The sequence below is a fragment of the Bradyrhizobium sp. CIAT3101 genome (assembly GCF_029714945.1).
GTDB lineage: Bacteria > Pseudomonadota > Alphaproteobacteria > Rhizobiales > Xanthobacteraceae > Bradyrhizobium.
The window spans coordinates 1,632,760-1,647,868 of sequence record NZ_CP121634.1; the positions used below are offsets into that span (position 1 = coordinate 1,632,760).

The window sequence follows — 15,109 nt, forward strand, 5'->3', positions numbered from 1 at the left end:
GCAACCGTCAAGAGGATCGGTAGTGGAATTCCGATAGCTTCTTGAGCTCTTCTTTGGATGCGCCAGGAAGGGTGACCTTGCTGCCGGTGTCGTCCATTACGAGGCTTTCAAATGGGACTGCGACCAGATGGCCGCCTACGCCGAGGAAGCCGCCGACCTGCAGGATCGCAAAGTCGAGTTGTTTCTTATCTTTGGCGGCAATCACGTCGTCTAGGCTGCCGATCTTCTCATTCTTGTCGTTGATGACGGTGCTGCCGATCAGCTTGCTCATTCGATAGCCCTGAGAGACGACGCTTAAGTCGACCTTGACGAGAGCTACGCCAGCCTGCGGCAGGGCGGGATTGATGCTGAGGACAGCCAATATTCCGGCAAGTGTCGCCAGGCCCGAAAATCGCGTCCACTTCGCGGCGTTCCGCCGGCACGGTTTGGCTGCGCTGATGATGAGCTTCGAAAGGGGACGGGGGATGGTTGCTTCCATGTCGCGCTCCTGTGACTGACAGTGGCTTAGCGAGTACGCCCTTTGGACCAGGGGCGCACTGACCATTGTCAATTTGCGGATCGCTTTAATCGACTCTGCGACCGAATGGCCCGATTGCCCAACCGTCGTGCCCCATTTGCGGCAGCCTCCGCGTGGATCGATTTCGAGAGAGGCGAAGTTGTAGGGACCATCGTGCCTTAAACCGTTGGTGAAGAAATAGGGAGGCGATGATTCCGTCGCACACACCGCCAAGAGGGCTATCGTGGAGCGTGTCGCGATGCCGCCCGGTCAAGGGCACCTTGCAGGGCATCGCTGCAAAGCCAAGCTCGCGGCCGATCAGGGAAATGATCGACTCGTTCGCGATGTGCTGATTTTGGAATAGCGCCTCGTGCATCTGCCAGAACATGCCGGCTCCGGCTGCGAACTCGGCGCGTCCCGCCGCGATCTGGAGATGAGGATCTATTTCGGCCAGAGGGCATACGCGATTGTGGTGAAACTGGCCGTCCTCCCAACGAGGAGAGCGTGAGCTCTTGAGCAAGAGTTGCGTGCAGTGCGAAATCGAAGGCAATTGTTCCTACAGAGTCATGTTGTCTGCCTCACGCACGAGCGACGAAAATGCCGTTGGCGGTCCAAGCATTCTCGTCATTGACCGCGCCTTAGGTTTCAATGCCGTAGGGCTTGGGCGCCGTTACGTATTTTTACGCACGAAGATTTCCCACGTTTACGCGGTTGTGTTGTTGAGAGTTGATTGCGTTCGAGCGGATCGTTCCAGCCGCAGTGCGCGGAAGATGAGGGACAGAGAAATGAAGCCGATAATCCACCCAGCGGACTATTATCGAAGGATGCTCGCCGCACAGCCGCACGCGCTGAAGCGGCTCGACGGCTCGGCGGCAATCGTCAAATTGAACCGCGACCAGCAGGTTCCGGAAGACGACGGTACCGCGGGACATTGGTACTACGTGATTGCAGGTTCCATGCGATGGTCGACGGTCCGCACCGATGGACGACGGCAGATCCTGGACCTAATGCTGGTGGGAGATTTTTTCTTTGTCGGGAGCAACCAGAGAGAAGAGGCGATTGAGGCCGTTTCGGAAGAGACAGTGCTGGCGGGCTATTCCGGAGCGCGGCTTGAGAATCTCGGCGAGCGCGACCGCCAGTTCGCAAGAGAAGTGAGAGAGATCACCTTTCAATCGATAGAACGTACCCGACAGCAGCTCGTTGTCCTCGGGGGGGTCACGACGGTGGACAAGGTGAGTGCGTTCCTGCTGCTGCTTGAGAGGCGCTATGGAGATCAACGGGGAGACATACGGCTTCCGCTCACGCGGTATGATCTCGCCGAGTACCTGGCGGTGTCCGTGGAGACTGTGTGTCGTGCTTTTTCAGATCTGCAGCAGCGCGGTATCATTGCTCTGATTGGGATTCGAACCGTCCGAATTGTGCGCCGCGATGCAATGGAGCGCCAACTCGGTAGAAAGTATCCCAATACGATCGCCGCATAATTGCGCTCTAATGGTCAGGCAGCAGTGGGAGCGAAACATTACTTCCGGCTGCATCTGAAGTCGTCTGAGAAGGTCTCTGTAGACAAGGCAAGGGCTGCCGATGCTCGACCTCTGGTACAAGAACGCTGCGATCTACAGCTTGAACGTGGCTACGTACAAAGATGGTGACGGAGACGGTGTCGGCGATTTCAAAGGATTAGTGGCGCACCTCGATCATATTGCCCAGCTGGGAGTGAATTGCCTGTGGTTGCTTCCATTCTATCCAAGTCCAGGGCTCGATCATGGTTACGATGTGACGGACTACTACAATGTAGCGCCCGCCCTTGGAACGCTCGGCGACTTCGTCGAATTCAGCCATCAAGCGCGCCTGCGCGGTATGAGGTTGATAATCGATCTCCCAATCAACCATACTTCTGAGCAGCATCCGTGGTTCCAGCAGGCTCGCGCCGATCCTCAGTCGGCATTTCGCGAATACTACGTCTGGTCAGACACGGAACCGGAAGACAGCACGGAGGGCGTCGTATTTCCGGGCGTGCAGCTGAGTGTATGGACTTACGATCTTTGCGCCCGAGCCTGGTATTATCACCGCTTTTACCAGCACCAACCCGATCTGAACATTGCATCTTCCGCCGTTCGCGAAGAAATTTTCAAAATCGTCGGCTTTTGGCTTGAACTTGGCGTGTCGGGATTTCGTATCGACGCCGCCCCTTTCGTTGTTGAGGAGATACGCCCGGACCGTCCGGCAACGCGCCGATACGAGTTCTTTGGAGAGCTTCGTGACTTCTTGTCATGGCGCAAAGGTGATGCTGTATTGCTGGCTGAAGCGAATGTTGCCCCTTCCGAGCTCGATCATTACTTCGGCAGTGGATCGCGCATACACCTTCTATTCGCGTTTCTCCTAAATCAGCACCTATTTCTTGCGCTTGCGCGCGGAGATGCCCAGCCACTCCGGTGGTGTCTGGCCGCACTACCTCGGTTGCCACCGTTCGCTCAGTGGGCCCAGTTCTTGCGCAATCACGACGAGCTTGACCTGGGGCGTTTGAAACCTGAAGAGCGTGAGGAAGTCTATGCTGCCTTTGCTCCATCCCGAAAAATGCAACTTTACGGACGAGGGATTCGTCGGCGTCTGGCCTGCATCCTTGGCAATGACCGCCGGCAGATCGAACTCGCATATAGCCTGCTCTTCAGTCTCCCAGGCACACCGGTCATCTATTACGGAGATGAATTGGGAATGGGCGACAATCTCGCGCTTCCGGAGCGATGGCCGGTGCGGACTTGCATGCAATGGACGGATGATGAAACCGGTGGATTCTCTACTCGCCCGGCGGCCGGATTGCGTTACGACATGATCCAAGATGCCGAGTACGCGCCGTCCAAGGTCAACGCTGCCGCCCAGCAGCGCGATCCGGACTCTCTTTTCAACTGGATGCGGCGCCTCGTCGAATTGCGCAAGTCTTGCACGGAAGTTGGGTGGGGTGATCTGAGTTTTCCGAACGCGAATTCTCTCTCCATTCTGGTTCAGAAATTCGAGTGGGAAGGTCAGTCGGTGCTGATATTGCACAACCTGTCGCAGTCCGAGTGCCGAGCGCAAGTCGATGACTTCCCGGCGGCGCACAAGTTAACTGATCTATTCGGCAATCGCGTGTACTCATCGAAGTCCTGCGAGGACTCGACGATCGAACTCGACGGCTACGGGTATCGTTGGTTTCGGATCGACCAATGAACGCACTCCGACTGATATACGCGACCCTCGCCAGGGTCCTTCGCTGATGCTTGCCGGTCTGAATGCTGGCGGCCGGAACGCAAGCGCCATTTGGGAGTGATTGAATGAAGATAGCTCAAATTGCTCCGCTGGCCGAAAGCGTCCCGCCGAAGCTCTATGGTGGGACAGAAAGAGTGGTCGCTTGGCTCGTCGATGCACTCGTCGAACTCGGGCACGACGTCACCCTTTTTGCGAGCGGAGATTCCAGGACCCGAGCTACGCTTTTTCCAGTCTGGCCAAGAGCACTCCGCCTTGGTCGTCCGCGCTCAGACCCGAATGCGGCTTTGGCTGCGCAACTGGAAGCAATTTTTGATCGCGCCGATCAGTTCGACGTAATTCATGCTCACATCGACTGGCTACATCTCCCCATTCTCAATCGCGCAGGAGTGCCGTTTATCACGACGATGCATGGCCGGCTGGACCTTCCGGGACTGCCGGCCGTGACCAGCAAGTTTCCAGAAGCTTGCTTTGTATACATCTCAGAAAATCAGCGTATTCCGCTTGCAAGCGCAAACTGGTGTGGAACGGTGTATCACGGTCTGCCCATCGACCAGTTCCGTGCCTCATTTGCTGCCGGATCATACCTGGCGTTTCTCGGGCGCTTGACCGCCGAAAAAGGCCCCGAAGATGCTATCCGCATCGCTCTCGCAGCAAGAATGCCGCTTAGGATTGCTGCCAAGGTCCCTCGCGCCGAAAGTGGGTACTTCAGAGAGAGGATAGAGCCTCAGATCGACGGCAAACAAATCCAGCTCGTCGGCGAGGTAGATGACGCCTCGAAACAGCCGTTCCTTGCAGGAGCCGCTGCTTTGCTCTTCCCAATCAAGTGGCCCGAGCCGTTTGGATTGGTGATGATTGAGGCCATGGCCTGCGGAACGCCGATCATTGCCTACCGGTCCGGTTCGGTGCCCGAGATTATAGAGGAAGGCGTGACAGGCTTCATCGTCCAAAACCAGGACGAAGCAATTGAGACTGTGACGCGGCTTGGGCAGATCGATCGCCGGCGCGTCCGCGCGCGTTTCGAAGAGCGTTTCACGGCGGAGCGGATGGCACGGGACTACTTGCGCCACTATCGCGCTCTCTTGGCCCAGTAGAGCTGGAGATCCTATGTGGTCAAGGAATCGCTCTGTAACATCGCCGAGAGCTATGAGGACCTTGCCTGGCGAGCCAAGTTGATCCGCACCGTTCAATACGCCGCAGGGTAACGCCGCCTTAGACGATCAATCTCTTGGGAGCTATTGTTGATTTTCAGCGAATGTTCATCGCGGCCGCTCTATCGACTGAGATGGTGGTTTCCGGGGTGATCCCCGGTGCACCGGGAGTACCGAGGCCACTGGGGCTCCGGCGCTTGGGCGTCGGAGTTTCCCGGGCTACCCCAAAAGTTCACTTTTGAACAAACCGCTCTGCCGCTCATTGACTCTTGAATGGAGAAAGGAGGCCCAAATGCCTCGTTACTTCTTTCATCAGCATGTGCGCGGTCAAAAGATTGAAGACTTGCGTGGAAAGCTATTCCCGAGCGATGGGACAGCATGTCACCGAGCCGTGCAGCGGATGCCGGCCGACCTGAAAAGAGCTGCGGCGCGTTCCCGCAACACCTATGTCGCCACCGAAGTAACTAACGGCGACCGGACCGTGTTCGTGGTGAGGGGAACAGTCATTGTCGAACGGCGGTAAGCCCACGCGGGCGGCGGCGAACGCTCTCGGCGGTCACCGTGCCGCCCTCGCCGATGAGGTTGTCGAGTAGTTCCGCCCTTGCTGCGGTGCATGAGTCCGGAGATGGCCCACCGCGACATATTGCGCTGCCGCACTAACTTTGCCGCCGTCGAGATGGCTCACGCCGCCGCGGCGAGTGAGCCAGTCTGCTCGTTTTGGCGCGCGCGCAACTTGAAGGACAGCACCACCAGCGCAATACCAAAGGCCATCGCGTAAGCTCCCATCCACCACGTAAGCACCACCGCCCCAATCAGCGGCATAGCGACCAGCAGCACGCCATAAACGAGCGACAACAGCCCGCCCAGAACCATCCACCAGCGGCCATGATCAAGCTTGAGGCGAAAGCCAGCAGCCAGCATCAGCACGCCAGAGATGATCGCCCAGGCGGCGACCATGAAGACAAAGGCAAGCACCGTCAGGCCAGGCCAGATAAAGGCAGCAACGCCGACGGCGATATTAAGAAGGCCTTCAAAGATCAACAGTCCCCATTCATCCTTCCGTCGCATCGCACGAACGGCGGAAATGATTCCTGCTATGCCGTCGACCAACATGTAGGCCGAGAACAATAACACCAGCGAAAGCATGGTGGGACCCGGGAAGAGAAAAGCGAGTAACCCGAAAACAATTCCGAATATGCCCCGCAGTAGGAACAGCCACCAGTTCTTGGCAAGCATCGCGGAGGCCGAGTCGATGTTGAAGTCAGCATTACTGTTGAAGGTCGTGCTGGTCATGTCTAGCTCCAAGAATAGCCGTCGGTTCCAGGTCCGGCCATACTAGCGACCTGCCACCACGACGTGCCTTGACAGCTATCAAGCTTTGCGTGTTGCGAAACAATTCGAATGGCGGAGGCCTTACGTAGTCCTCCTAAATGGCAGGACCGGCGCCTCGCGAGCACCATGATGAGCTGGGGCGCGGAGTACTTTGTGTCGAGAAGGAGAAGAGCATGCCGAAAGACCCTCCCATGAACGGGGTTGAACCCGAGAAGTCAGAAGATGACATTCAACGCGAGCTGTTGGGGCCGCGCGGCGTTCCCGGAGCGCCAGACCCCGCCAAGATGACGCCGCAGCGCGCCAAGAAGACGCCGCTCTACCATTTGGATCCAGGGCACCCTTCGTAGATGGGGGACGAGTTCTCGCTGCTCGTCCCATCCGTCAGCGACGATCATGCTGCTCTGCTGACCATAGGGGTTCGCTGATCCGCGCCGGCGATACCTGATCTCGCATTCACGTGGAAAAGAAAGGACCGCGCAGCTGTGTGCTGGCGGTCCAAGTCAAGGGAGGACGCCCGGGAACGGGCAGCGAGGGTGGGACACCTCGCATTTGGAGCATCGCAAGTGCCAAAGGGCCGTGCATTGATGGTTCTCAATTGGATCGCGTAAAAAGTGATGAGCGTGGCACCATGAGCGCCGGACATCTGCTGACAGCAGTCAAGGCGGAAGAATATTCACCGGCTATATGGTCCCGTGCGGTCCCGGCTGACGGCTAGGCGCGACAATGCGCGTCAGGTCAGCGAAAGGAAGAGGGCGAAGGCGATCATGTCGACTAAGGATGCATTCCAGGAGACGAAGAGCGAGTTCGGGTTGACGTCACTTTATCAATGGTTTGAGCACGCTGTAGTGCTCTTCCTGACGTTCCTGATTGCGATCGTAGTGGTCGCGGCGGTCTGGACACTGAGCCTAAAGATATTGTTCGGGCTGGTGCTGGCGGGCAGTCTGGATCCGTCTGATTTCAGGGTATTCCAGGCCGTTTTCGGCATGATCTTTACCGTGATCATTGCGTTGGAGTTCAAGAAGTCCCTGTTGGTCGTGGCTGAACGTCGAGAGGCAGTGGTGCAGATCCGGTCCGTGATCGTGATCGCGCTGCTTGCCATCTGCCGAAAGATCATCATTCTCGATTTGAACGAAACGGATGCCCTGCACACGCTGGCATTCGCGACCGTTATCCTCGCGCTGGGTGTGGTGTATTCGCTGATACGCGACAGCGATTGCCGACGGGAAGAAACAGCCTAGAGGAAAGAGCCACGGTGGCGCTATGGGCTGCCGAGAAGGCAGTTTTCCAAGAGCTGCCTGATGGTGCCTGGAAGCACGATCTCCCCGCGTGGATCGTCGAGCTTGAGGACACGGAAGGTAATTGCGACGAGATGACGACCGGGGCCAACGCGACCGCTGACCGCGAGGATGGCGTAGATGTTGCCATCCTTGCCAAAGATGAAGTCGTTGATCCTTACGATCATTTCGCCCTTGTCGGCTTGAGGGCGCTTAAGCCCGATAGCCTCTGGCGACCTCCTTTGACTCCATCGGCGTCAGGACGATTTCCTGATCTGCGGCTCGGCCGAGCCCCTGGAATGGGGCTGTCAGAATCAGACAGCTCGATTTGCGTTCTGCCAGAACGGGCTTCGGCCGGACCTTCTCCATAGGCAAGCGGCCCGGTCGCTCCCTGTTACCGTGGACATCGAAAGTCAACGAGCAGCCCGCAAAAGATTGACGTTTGCCAAGGCGCCATTCTTCTGGGTCGCTTATTTTCGTGAACGAAAGAGTAGCGCCACCGTTTTCAAGCGGATCCTATGAGGAGCAAGCCATGGCCGCAACCAACCGTGCAGTCACGTTTCTAGGGCCTTACAAACTGGAGGTCCAGGACAGAGGATATCCGAAGCTTGCGGACCCCAAAGGGAAGAAGATCGAACATGCTGTTATTCTAAAGCTGATCACAACGAATATCTGCGGCAGCGACTTGCACATCTATCATGGCCGCTTCGCTGCACCCTCAGGAATGCAATTGGGTCATGAGAATACGGGCGAAGTGGTCGAGGTGGGCTCGCATGTGGAGCGCATCAAGGTTGGTGACATCGTCTCTGTGCCTTTCAACGTTGCCTGTGGCACATGCCGGAACTGCAAGGAACGTCATACCGATGTTTGTCTCAACGCCAATGAGGAGCTCGGATATTGCGGAGCGTACGGCTTCAATCTGGGTGGATGGCAGGGCGGCCAAGCCGAATACATGATGGTGCCCTGGGCAGATTTCCAGCTCTTGAAATTTCCTGACAAGGAGCAGGCGATCGAGAAGATCAGGGATCTCACTCTGCTATCGGACATCCTGCCTACCGGATATCACGGTTGTGTCGAGGCGCGCGTCGGCACCGGATCAACAGTCTACATTGCCGGCGCCGGCCCGGTCGGACGTTGCGCTGCGGCCAGCGCACACTTGCTCGGAGCCTCCTGTATTATCGTCGGCGACCACAACAAGGCGCGGCGCGATCTTGTCAAGAACACCGGTTACGAGGTTGTTGATCCCTCGAGCGCCACGCCCGTTCCCGATCAGATCGAGAAGATCCTCGGCAGCGGCTCGCGTTGGGTGGACGCCGCCGTAGATTGTGTCGGACTGGAATGCCACGGTTATGGGCCGGACGGCAGCGGAAAGAACGAGGAGGAGGCTGTCCTCAACACCTTGATGGAGGTGATCAAGCCCGCAGGCGCCATGGGCATCCCTGGCGTCTATACCAATCTCGATCCGGGTGCACCGAACGAACTCAACAAGAAGGGCTTCATGGCCTTAGGTTTCCCCGCGGCTTGGGTCAAATCGCCATCTTTCACCGCCGGTCAGTGCCCAGTCATGCATTACAATCGCGAGCTGATGATGGCCATTCTTTGGGACCGGCTGCCGTATCTCACGGGACTTCTGAATACCGAAGTCATATCACTCGAGAGAGCGGTGGAAGCATATCAGAGCTTCCATGACGGATCGGCCAAGAAATACGTGATCGATCCACACAACACCACCAAGCTCGCATCGACGAGGGGGACCGGTGAACGCGTACATGCGCGAGCTTCCGCTTGATGCGCGCTTAGACGAGGGAGACGAACCATGGCCGGACCACTTCAAGACAAAAAGATTGCCATTCTTGCCACCGACGGGTTCGAGTATGTCGAACTGGTCAGGCCGCGGGAGGCGCTTGACGAGGCTGGCGCCAAAACCAGCCTCGTTTCACCGAAGACGGGTCGCGTTCGCGGCTGGAACTTCACCGATTGGGGCGATGAGCTGTCGGTCGACGTGCACCTGGACCACGCAAGTCCGGCGGATTTCGACGCGCTGCTCCTGCCCGGCGGTGTCATCAATCCTGATTCCTTGCGCATGCAGCCAAAGGCGGTCGCATTCGTGAAAAGCTTCTTTGATGCAGGCAAACCTGTGGCGGCAATCTGTCACGGTCCATGGACCATCATCAATGCCGATGCAGCGCGCGGCCGGCGCATGACATCCTGGCCGTCACTCGAGATCGACCTTCGGAACGCCGGGGCGCAGTGGGTGGATGAGGAAGCAGTGACCGATCCAGGTCTGGTGACCAGCCGAAAGCCTGACGATATCCCGGCTTTCAACCGCGCAATGATCGATCTGTTTAGTCGGGCGCGAACGCGGCACCCCGCCGCGACTGATTGAAGCGAGAGCCCAATCACGCCAACGTCAGGCGCCAACCGCTGCATCGATGGTGTCGCAGCGCACCGAAAAAGTCAGTGGCCGCAATAGAGTAGTTCGCTCGATGCTATCGACGTTAACAGATGCGCAGGAATCGTCAGCTGCAGGTCGTGATTACTTACATCCGGCGAGCCAGCATCTGGCATTCGCTTGGCGTGATGCCGTAAGCGGCTTTGAACCTGCGGCCGAAATAAGTGAGATCGCCGAATCCCCACCCATATGCAATCTCGCTCACGGTACGATGAGCTTGATCGGGATCTTCCAGAGCGTATCGGCACCGGGCCAGACGCCTTGTCAGCACCAGTTGCATGATGGACGTGTCTTGCGCTGACAAAAGTTCATTCGCATAGCGAACACTGATGCCGACCGCGTCAGCTATGTCCTGAGCGTGTAAATTCGAATCGGTAAGCCGCGCTTCTATCGACGTACGAATGCGAGCGAGCAAAACTGCCTTTGATGACGAAACACGAACAGTATCCCCCTCAAGAGTTCGGGCGATGGACAGGGCAATCAGGTCTACGGCATGATTGCCCACCATCTCCTCCGCGACAGGCTTCATCTTCCCGGCGAGAGAGGGCAGCATTGCTGTGAGCCTCAGTGTCAGGCTGTCATCGACCCGCACCTGACGAACGAGACGGGCGACAAGTTCCCGATTTCGACCAAGGCGGGCCCGCAACTCGAGCCGCGGCACTTTCAGAACAAGCGTCTTTGAACCATCAAGAAATCTGCACTCATAGGGAAGCAATGGATCGATCAACGTAAGGTTTCCCGCGCTCAAGGTCACCTCACGTGCATTTTGCGCCATGAAGACGGATCCAGAGACCTGATAACACACGAACAGTTGGTCGGAACGCGTTCGAGTCGAGTGCGCCAGCGTGTGGCTTACCTGCATAGGGGAATTGTGGAACTGGACTAGCTCCAGATTGCCCAAGCCACCCACCTCAATTGAGGCGGTAAAGTTCAACCGATCCGCCGGGATCGTCTCGTGCTCCACGATCCTTTGGCAAGCGACGCTATGCCAATAGTCAAACCGGTCGCGAGCATGGACCTTCTCGGTTGAGAAAACTGTCTGCACGTAACGAGTCCTTTACCGTCGTTTGGCCGAGCAATGGCGCTCATTCAACCGAGCGCCGTGCCAGGAGCGGCTTATGTTCACCTTGTTCGAATTTCAGAACTGAGCCCTCCTTAGCCAACTGTCAAATAACGACCGAAAGTTCCCTTCTAAGACCCGTAAAACTACTTGCGCCGTGCAACGATGCTGAACACGTCAGAACACGAAGAGAAACCGCCGTCGATAACTCCCAGGAAATCGAACGGATTGGATGCCGCGAAGAGCCGACCTCATACGTTGGGCTTCCCAGCACTTCGCACCGAATCAAAAAGGGTCACGTTCACTGATCCACTGGATGCGTGGTGCGTCGCCCTTGACGAGTCATGGTCGACCGATTGCCAAGTTCTAAGCGTCTGGGATGGCGGAGCGCGATTATTGGTCCGAGATCCGCGAAACCTAACCACGTTCTTTCTTATTTTCGCGTCAAGCCCGAAGCCGGTCTTTCGACGATGCAAGCGGGTCTGGGTCCGCGGGAACGAACTTGAAGTCAACTATGAACGGCAGCCGTCTTGCTACGCACTGGAAAGAAATCAGCTCGATGAAGCACCCGCGCGACTTCTCGATCGATGAGATCCTGGCTACGAACTGGGACAAGCGGCTTGCAGACGACATTGCGGCCGAATTGGAGCTCGCTTCGGGTGAGCCACGCATCAGCATCCCGGAGATCCGGCGCTTCTTCGCGATCAAGTCGTTCCGGAATCTGTTAGGTCGGCTCGAAAGCATACGGAGCGGCAAATCGTCGTTTTCGGCGCTTAGGGCAGTCGCCGGTGAAATGCGCCGGTTTGCGGTCGAGCACCCTGGACTGGCTGCAGCAACTTTTCGTGCGCCTTTAGGCGAATGTCCGGAATGGCGCCGAGCTTATCAGGAACTCCACGAGTTCATGGTCGCCGTGTTCGCTGAATGTAATCTCCACGGCCGTGAAGGCGATGACGCTCTGCAAATCCTCCGATGCCTGGTCCGCGGCTTTGCTTTGCACGAATTCATGGACGCGTTCTTACATACATATTCTTACGATGAGGCTTACGAGCGGGCGCTGGACATTTTTATTGCGGGCTTGCGTATCAGCAAGACAGATCGCTCTGAACTAGGTTTCCGGTATTCCATGTCCGCGACGAGCGAACCACGGATCTAGTTCAATCTCCGAAGGTTGATGACCTCTGCTTAACGTCGAATCGTGCCCAATAGGCCGACTGATTGTTCCCAAGCGGCCGAGCGAGATGAAAGCGGCTGATGCATCAGCGTTGGCTCAAAACGCGATGGATAGCTCACGGATGAATCAGAGCCAGCGGACTGCCGCACTCTTTATTGACGGGGACAGTCTCCATTTGACCGCAAGAGCCCTGCGCTTCGATGTCGATTACCGAAAGCTACTCGGCGAATTTCGAGGCAGGGCGAACGTCCTACGAGCCTTCTATTACACCGCGATCGTCGACAACCAGGACTACTCCGGAGTTCGACCTCTGCTCGACTGGCTCGACTATAACGGTTTCACGGTGGTCTCAAAGCCAGTCAAGGAGTTTTCTGACGAACGGGGCCGCCGAAAATTCAAAGGTAGTATGGGCATCGATCTCGCAGTCGGCGTCATGCAATTGTTGGAACAGTTAGACGAGATTTTCCTGTTTTCAGGCGACGGTGGGTTCAGTTCGCTGGTCAGGGCCGTCCAACGACGCGGCGTCCGCGTAACGGTTGTTTCGAGCTGTTCGACCCAGCCAACGGTGATCGCAGATGAGCTAAGACGGCAGGCGGATGACTTCATTGATCTGGCCCAGCTGCAATCAAGAATTGAACGTAATTCCGGGAGGATGGGGGAGCATATGTGAACTCGCGCAGGGTCGGGCGCCTCAAAGTCTGCAGTACCGTGCAGCCAACGACCACCGGCCGAACGGACGAGATCGCCACACTACCATCCTAACAGGACATCGTCAGTTCGGCAGACCGGATCAGGTACTTTACGGAATCGGATCAGGCTTTTCTTCGTTTGGCCACAACCGAACGATGGTCCAGCGACCAAGGTATCGTCAAGATCGCGATCCTAGCCAGCCGGATCGCTGAGCGACGTTCGTGCGCCCTCTACCTGCGCAGAGACTTGCTTCTGCCGGATTATCCCCAAGGCGTAGCGGTTGCGCCCGCTCCCCCTTGTATCTAGCGCCCGCGCGGCTGCACTCCGATAGGGATACCATCACCGCTCCTCCGGTCGCGCTGTCGCAGCGCGATGTTGTAGCCGGCGAAGCCGTCCTCGTCGGCGGAGGTCATGCCGCATCCCGCATAGGCAAACCGTCGCGCAGCTGATCGAGAAGACGTTCTTCGCGCTCGATCCGCTCCAGGTACAACGCGCGTTCCCTCTCGGTCTTGGCGCCGGCGAGCAGAAGCCGATAGTGCCCGACGACCTTCTCGCTGCCGCGGATGAGCAACTCTCGTACCGCGGTCATGACACGGCTCCCGCGATCGCCGGTGTGGGCGCTTCAGCCATGTCGAACGTGAGAGGGAAGGTGCTGGACACCAGCGTCCGAAGCGCCGAGTTCTCTTCGGAGAGCCGCCGTTCGATGAACCGGCGTTCGAGATCCGAGAGCCGCGTCTTCAGCAGCTTGCGATAGCGGTGGATGTTGTTTCGGTGCGCACGGATACGGGCAAAATCTTCGTCGAGCATCATCGCCACTCCTGACGGTCTTCCAAGTCCTTCGGGGTTCGAGAACGGGAAAAGAATTCCCTGCGCAAAAGATATTCGGCGGCCGGACGCTGTCAAGATGGCAGTGGTGCGGGCGCGAACGCTCCGCGGATCGCTACTCGCTTAGTTCAAAAAATTTTCGCCGACCCTCTTGAACGGTTCTTGCGTTTTTCTATCTCGTTTTTCGCCGCGAGAGCGGTGTGCGGGTCGCCTTCCAGGGTCCCGCGCGGGCGCAGGCCGGAAGTCTTGGGACCGACGTCCTGCGTTCCTTCGTAACCAACTTGCTCTTTGGAGGACTTGGATATGAGGACGACCTTCGACTTCGCGCCGCTGTGGCGCTCCACCATCGGTTTCGACCACTTGGCCGGTCTCGTCGACAGCGCGCTGCGCCAGGCCACGGACGACAACTACCCGCCCTACAACATCGAGCGTTCCGGCGAGGACCACTACCGCATCACCCTGGCGGTCGCCGGTTTCGGCGCCGACGACATTTCCGTCACCGCCGAGCAGAACGCGCTCACAATCGAGGGGCGCAAGCCGGACAAGCCGGCGGGCGAGTACCTCTTCCAGGGCATAGCCGCGCGGCCGTTCCGCCGCGTATTCAACCTGGCCGACTATGTGCAGGTGAAGGATGCCGCCTTCCGCGACGGTCTCCTCGTCATCGATCTCGTCCGCGAGGTGCCGGAGGCTATGAAGCCGCGCCGCATCCAGATCGCCGGCGCGACCGGAACAACTCAACAGATCGAGCAGAAGAAGGCCGCCTGACGGCTTGGGGCGGCGGCGACCCCGCCGCCACCGCGCTCGCCAAACCCATCCCTTGAAAGGAGCGTAAGAAGGGAGACGACCTATGACCAATGCGAATACCAACGCTGGCAATCTCCATCATCTTTTCCACCCCGCCGCCCACTACGCATCTCCGGACGACGTCCTGAGCGATGCCGCGCTGTCCGCCTCGGAGAAGCGGATCATTCTGTCGTCGTGGGCGTCGGACATGTTCGCCGTCGAATCCTGTCCCGCCTTGCGCGAGATACCCGGCATGGAGCGCCCCATCCGTCTCGCCGACATCCTCGCCGCATTGCGTAAGCTGGACGGCAATGACGATGACCCGCCGCGCGGCGGGGGCGTCCCGATGCGGTTGCGGCGGCCCTGGGCCGCCGCTTTTCGGAGGTTGCCGGGATGATGACGCAGGCTGTCCTGACGATAGTGATGCTCGGCAACGTCGCGGCGGCTTGGGCAGTGCCGTTCGTCGCGATGTCGACGACGCTCCGGATCGAAGGCTTTTCGCCTCCTCGACAGTAACATCTCCTCCGGCCCAACCTGTCATCGGATGGGCGGAACACGTGGACAAGCTTCAGCCCTGCCGATTGCGAATCCCTGCCGTGTGCTTACCGCCCGGAACGAGCGGTGGGCGGGAGAAT

At 58.0% G+C, this 15,109-nt stretch carries 18 protein-coding genes; 12 read left to right on the forward strand and 6 right to left on the reverse strand.

Annotated features, from left to right (window positions below):
* Positions 1–7: 7 nt before the first annotated feature.
* A complete protein-coding gene (locus QA645_RS07530) occupies positions 8–478 on the reverse strand; it encodes a PRC-barrel domain-containing protein (protein WP_283049308.1) in 471 nt (156 codons plus the stop codon).
* A gap of 803 nt (positions 479–1,281) precedes the next feature.
* Between QA645_RS07530 and QA645_RS07535 the strand changes: the two genes are divergently transcribed.
* The 4 genes from QA645_RS07535 (at position 1,282) to QA645_RS07550 (ending at position 5,410) form a co-directional block, all read left to right on the forward strand.
* Complete coding sequence (locus QA645_RS07535) at positions 1,282–1,977, forward strand: helix-turn-helix domain-containing protein (protein WP_283049309.1); 696 nt, start codon at positions 1,282–1,284, stop codon at positions 1,975–1,977.
* A 100-nt stretch (positions 1,978–2,077) separates the two neighbouring features.
* Entirely contained in the window at positions 2,078–3,700 is a 1,623-nt protein-coding gene (locus QA645_RS07540; RefSeq protein ID WP_283049310.1) for an alpha-amylase family protein, read from the forward strand.
* Positions 3,701–3,804: 104 nt separating this feature from the next.
* The gene (locus QA645_RS07545; protein ID WP_283049311.1) at positions 3,805–4,830 is read left to right on the forward strand and encodes a glycosyltransferase family 4 protein; all 1,026 of its coding nucleotides are present in this window, start codon (positions 3,805–3,807) and stop codon (positions 4,828–4,830) included.
* 349 nt (positions 4,831–5,179) lie between these two features.
* Complete coding sequence (locus QA645_RS07550; protein ID WP_283049312.1) at positions 5,180–5,410, forward strand: hypothetical protein; 231 nt, start codon at positions 5,180–5,182, stop codon at positions 5,408–5,410.
* Positions 5,411–5,568: 158 nt separating this feature from the next.
* On the opposite strand, the gene QA645_RS07555 is transcribed toward QA645_RS07550, so the two are convergent.
* Complete coding sequence (locus tag QA645_RS07555) at positions 5,569–6,180, reverse strand: HdeD family acid-resistance protein (protein ID WP_283049313.1); 612 nt, start codon at positions 6,178–6,180, stop codon at positions 5,569–5,571.
* An 803-nt stretch (positions 6,181–6,983) separates the two neighbouring features.
* Here QA645_RS07555 and QA645_RS07560 point away from each other — a divergent pair.
* A complete protein-coding gene (locus QA645_RS07560; RefSeq protein WP_283049314.1) occupies positions 6,984–7,457 on the forward strand; it encodes a phosphate-starvation-inducible PsiE family protein in 474 nt (157 codons plus the stop codon).
* 20 nt (positions 7,458–7,477) lie between these two features.
* On the opposite strand, the gene QA645_RS07565 is transcribed toward QA645_RS07560, so the two are convergent.
* Entirely contained in the window at positions 7,478–7,681 is a 204-nt protein-coding gene (locus tag QA645_RS07565; RefSeq protein ID WP_283049315.1) for a hypothetical protein, read from the reverse strand.
* 344 nt (positions 7,682–8,025) lie between these two features.
* Between QA645_RS07565 and QA645_RS07570 the strand changes: the two genes are divergently transcribed.
* Together QA645_RS07570 and QA645_RS07575 are read left to right on the forward strand one after the other, a co-directional pair.
* The gene (locus tag QA645_RS07570) at positions 8,026–9,282 is read left to right on the forward strand and encodes a glutathione-independent formaldehyde dehydrogenase (RefSeq protein WP_283049316.1); all 1,257 of its coding nucleotides are present in this window, start codon (positions 8,026–8,028) and stop codon (positions 9,280–9,282) included.
* Positions 9,283–9,309: 27 nt separating this feature from the next.
* Positions 9,310–9,879 carry a type 1 glutamine amidotransferase domain-containing protein gene (locus tag QA645_RS07575; protein ID WP_283049317.1) on the forward strand — a complete coding sequence of 190 codons (570 nt, stop codon included), beginning with the start codon at positions 9,310–9,312 and terminating at the stop codon, positions 9,877–9,879.
* A gap of 154 nt (positions 9,880–10,033) precedes the next feature.
* On the opposite strand, the gene QA645_RS07580 is transcribed toward QA645_RS07575, so the two are convergent.
* Positions 10,034–10,990 carry a helix-turn-helix domain-containing protein gene (locus QA645_RS07580; protein WP_283049318.1) on the reverse strand — a complete coding sequence of 319 codons (957 nt, stop codon included), beginning with the start codon at positions 10,988–10,990 and terminating at the stop codon, positions 10,034–10,036.
* A gap of 529 nt (positions 10,991–11,519) precedes the next feature.
* Here QA645_RS07580 and QA645_RS07585 point away from each other — a divergent pair.
* Both QA645_RS07585 and QA645_RS07590 read left to right on the forward strand, forming a co-directional pair.
* Positions 11,520–12,158, forward strand: coding sequence for a TetR-like C-terminal domain-containing protein (locus QA645_RS07585; RefSeq protein ID WP_283049319.1), 639 nt, complete (start codon positions 11,520–11,522; stop codon positions 12,156–12,158).
* A 139-nt stretch (positions 12,159–12,297) separates the two neighbouring features.
* On the forward strand, positions 12,298–12,846 hold the full coding sequence (locus tag QA645_RS07590; protein WP_283053126.1) for an NYN domain-containing protein: 549 nt from the start codon (positions 12,298–12,300) through the stop codon (positions 12,844–12,846).
* 429 nt (positions 12,847–13,275) lie between these two features.
* Here QA645_RS07590 and QA645_RS07595 read toward each other — a convergent pair whose 3' ends face one another.
* Together QA645_RS07595 and QA645_RS07600 are read right to left on the reverse strand one after the other, a co-directional pair.
* Entirely contained in the window at positions 13,276–13,455 is a 180-nt protein-coding gene (locus tag QA645_RS07595) for a hypothetical protein (protein ID WP_254129641.1), read from the reverse strand.
* Positions 13,452–13,673: a hypothetical protein gene (locus tag QA645_RS07600; protein ID WP_283053128.1), complete on the reverse strand. Its 222-nt coding sequence runs from the start codon at positions 13,671–13,673 to the stop codon at positions 13,452–13,454. Before QA645_RS07600 ends, QA645_RS07595 begins: the two co-directional genes overlap by 4 nt.
* 321 nt (positions 13,674–13,994) lie before the next feature.
* Between QA645_RS07600 and QA645_RS07605 the strand changes: the two genes are divergently transcribed.
* The 3 genes from QA645_RS07605 (at position 13,995) to QA645_RS07615 (ending at position 14,990) form a co-directional block, all read left to right on the forward strand.
* Positions 13,995–14,456: an Hsp20 family protein gene (locus QA645_RS07605; protein WP_283049320.1), complete on the forward strand. Its 462-nt coding sequence runs from the start codon at positions 13,995–13,997 to the stop codon at positions 14,454–14,456.
* 82 nt (positions 14,457–14,538) lie between these two features.
* The gene (locus QA645_RS07610) at positions 14,539–14,871 is read left to right on the forward strand and encodes a hypothetical protein (protein WP_283049321.1); all 333 of its coding nucleotides are present in this window, start codon (positions 14,539–14,541) and stop codon (positions 14,869–14,871) included.
* Positions 14,868–14,990 carry a hypothetical protein gene (locus QA645_RS07615; RefSeq protein WP_283049322.1) on the forward strand — a complete coding sequence of 41 codons (123 nt, stop codon included), beginning with the start codon at positions 14,868–14,870 and terminating at the stop codon, positions 14,988–14,990. The genes QA645_RS07610 and QA645_RS07615 overlap by 4 nt, the downstream gene beginning before the upstream one ends.
* The last annotated feature ends 119 nt before the right edge of the window (positions 14,991–15,109 follow it).